The organism is Oleiphilus sp. HI0086, assembly GCF_001635225.1.
In genome coordinates this window covers 1-2231 of the sequence record NZ_LWFZ01001524.1, presented here as the reverse complement: position 1 = coordinate 2231, position 2231 = coordinate 1, and the positions used below count along the sequence as shown (strand labels likewise).

Annotated in this window: 2 protein-coding genes and 2 pseudogenes; all 4 read right to left on the bottom strand. The window is 48.0% G+C overall.

The features are described from left to right. Positions 1-203 (bottom strand): annotated as a pseudogene (locus tag A3756_RS25655) (riboflavin synthase); the annotation flags it as partial. A gap of 20 nt (positions 204-223) precedes the next feature. Then, positions 224-1393, bottom strand: a complete 1170-nt coding sequence (ribD, locus tag A3756_RS25650) for a bifunctional diaminohydroxyphosphoribosylaminopyrimidine deaminase/5-amino-6-(5-phosphoribosylamino)uracil reductase RibD (protein WP_068511370.1) — start codon at positions 1391-1393, stop codon at positions 224-226. Further along, positions 1383-1856, bottom strand: a complete 474-nt coding sequence (gene nrdR, locus A3756_RS25645; protein ID WP_068509328.1) for a transcriptional regulator NrdR — start codon at positions 1854-1856, stop codon at positions 1383-1385. The genes ribD and nrdR overlap by 11 nt, the downstream gene beginning before the upstream one ends. A 124-nt stretch (positions 1857-1980) precedes the next feature. Next, positions 1981-2231, bottom strand: a pseudogene (gene glyA, locus A3756_RS25640) (serine hydroxymethyltransferase); the annotation flags it as partial.

Genomic DNA, 2231 nt, shown 5'->3' with positions numbered 1-2231 from the left:
AAGGACTCTGCCGATACGTCTGCAGTAAACCCTTTTGAGTTCAAAGTTACTACCGTTAAGCATACGCCATTTACCGCAATACTATCGCCTAGCTTTACGTCCGACAGATCCAAATTGCCTGTCGAAATAGTTAAAACAAGGTCTCGCCCTTTTGATTCTGATCGCTCGATCACACCAAGCGCTTCAATAATTCCTGTAAACATCGCTTATCCAATCCTTTACGCTAGCGAGAGCCTGACACTTCAGCCGGCATATAAATCATTCGAATGTCCTGACCAACCAGCCTCAAGTCTTTTAAGTCCAGATCAATACTCTCAGACATTTTATCTAAACCAAGTTCAGCAAGCGGTCGAGCTTTACTTCCTAATAATTTTGGCGCCATGTAAACCAAGAGTTCGTCCCACAAACCCTGTTCAATAATGCTTCCCGCTAACAAGGCTCCAGCCTCTAGTAACACCTCATTGCACTGAAGCTCAGCTAATTTGGACATCACTTCTTGCAGCTCACTATGCGCATCATTTGAACTTGATGCAGAAGACAAGCGAAGCACATCAACAAAACCAAGCTGAGACACCTCCTGCGCTTCCTGGCTTAGCTCACTGGCCTCTGAAACACACCACAATATAGGCGTTTCCTGTTCTAATAGTCGAGCAGTCTTAGGCAAGCGAGCCTGACGATCAAGAATGACACGCAAAGGCTGAATTTTTTCAATTTCTCGGGACCATTCAGGATCAAGACCCAGTTCACTAGCTCTAACCGTTAGGGCTGCATCATCATGAAGAATGGTACCAATGCCACTAATAATAGCAGAGCTTCGGGCACGCAAACGCTGTACGTCAGAACGTGCAGCCGGGCCAGTTATCCACTGACTTTCCCCGGACTCCATGGCGGTACGACCATCAACACTGGTCGCCATTTTAATCCGAAGATAAGGCAAACCAGTTTCCATTCGCTTAATAAAGCCTTGATTAAGTGCCCGCGCCTCAGCTTCCATCAAGCCATAGCGTACTTTTATTCCCGCATCCTCCAGAAGTTTAAAGCCTCGACCTGACACCTCAGGATTCGGATCCAGCATCGCAGCAACCACCTCAGATACTTGAGCATCAATTAAGGCTTTAGCACAGGGAGGTGTTCGACCAAAGTGGCTGCAGGGTTCCAAAGTAACGTAAGCTGTCGAACCTTGCGCGAGTCCTCCCGCTTCAGCGAGGGCGTTTACCTCTGCATGCCCTGTTCCGGCCTTCTTATGCCAACCACGCCCCACAATTTGACCGCCCCTCACCAAGACACAACCTACCCGTGGGTTTGGCTGGGTTGTATACACCCCTTTATTGGCCAAGCGCAAAGCTTCAGCCATATAGTGAGCGTCATCTATTGAGAAAGCACTAAGCGTCATTTTTGGTATTCTCAGAACGAGCTAGCCGATCAACTTCTTCCTTAAATTCATTGATATCCTGGAAACTACGATAGACAGAGGCAAAACGAACATAAGCCACCTCATCCAGGCGACGCAGCTCTTTCATCACTTCTTCACCAATAGCAATCGCTTTTAGCTCTCTCTCGCCTGTTGCTCTCAATCGGGCCTTAATGTTATTGATCGCGCTTTCAATCGCCTCAATACTGACGGGGCGCTTTTCCAAAGCCTTGGTGAAGCCTCTGTTGAGCTTGTCCTCATCAAAAGGTTGACGAGTGCCATCCTGCTTAACCACTCTCGGCATCACCAGCTCAGCAGTTTCAAAGGTAGTAAAGCGTTCTTTACAAGACAGGCATTCACGGCGACGGCGAACCTGGCCGCCATCGGCAACCAGTCGAGAGTCGATAACTTTTGTATCCGTCGCACTACAGAAAGGACAATGCATCAAAAAACCTTTTGATTCAGAAGAAAGGCCAATTCAGAGCAGCAAGCCAACTAAACCACTAACAGCTGGCAGGCCAAAGGTGCAGAAATGAGGAAACGCCTCATCACCGCACCGGGTTAACTATTTATGCGTATACTGGGAAGCGAGCACAAAGGTCGATAACGTCCTTCTTAACACTTTCAATAGCATTCGTATCTTCAGCATCTTTAACCAAAGCGTCAATTACGTCACACATCCAGCCCGCTAGTTGCTGACACTCGGCAGCCTTAAAGCCACGACGGGTTACCGCTGGCGTACCGATACGCAAGCCACTGGTCACAAAAGGTGAGCGTGGGTCGTTAGGTACTGCATTTTTATTCACTGTAATATTCGCTT

What these genes read in the sequence shown, in the direction of transcription:
- ribD (WP_068511370.1), bottom strand. Translation starts at nt 1,393, where the DNA reads ATGACGCTTAGTGCTTTCTCAATAGATGACGCTCACTATATGGCTGAA.
- nrdR (WP_068509328.1), bottom strand. Translation starts at nt 1,856, where the DNA reads ATGCATTGTCCTTTCTGTAGTGCGACGGATACAAAAGTTATCGACTCT.